The sequence below is a fragment of the Variovorax sp. 22077 genome, from assembly GCF_052044195.1.
GTDB classification, from domain to species: domain Bacteria; phylum Pseudomonadota; class Gammaproteobacteria; order Burkholderiales; family Burkholderiaceae_C; genus Variovorax; species Variovorax atrisoli.
In genome coordinates this window covers 1-347 of the sequence record NZ_JBQEQC010000130.1, presented here as the reverse complement: position 1 = coordinate 347, position 347 = coordinate 1, and the positions used below count along the sequence as shown (strand labels likewise).

Below are 347 nucleotides of genomic sequence, written 5' to 3'. Positions count from 1 at the left end.
GGCGGCATCGCCTGCTCGGAGTGCCCGGGTGGCGTCACGGTCGGCAACCCGGTGAGCCCCGCGCTGGGTGCCAAGGTGCTCATGGCAGAGCCCGAGCTCGACTTCGCGCTGCCCGGCGCGATGCCCCTGGTATGGCAGCGCCAGTACAGCAGCTACGTGAACCCCGAGCACGGCGCACCCTGCGGCCTGCTGGGTCACGGCTGGAGCCTGCCCGCTCAGATGCACGTCGAGCTCCGCGACGATGCCTGCATCCTGTTCACATCCATGGGACGCGTGATCACCTTCGATCCGTTGCCCGAGGGCGGCTCGGTCTACAGCCCGAGCGAGGACATCTGGTTGATGCGCGG

At 69.2% G+C, this 347-nt stretch carries 1 protein-coding gene; it reads left to right on the top strand.

Annotated features, from left to right (window positions below; genetic code table 11):
* On the top strand, window positions 1-347 hold a 347-nt coding region (locus ACTJLF_RS34815), incomplete at both ends, for a DUF6531 domain-containing protein (RefSeq protein WP_440884932.1).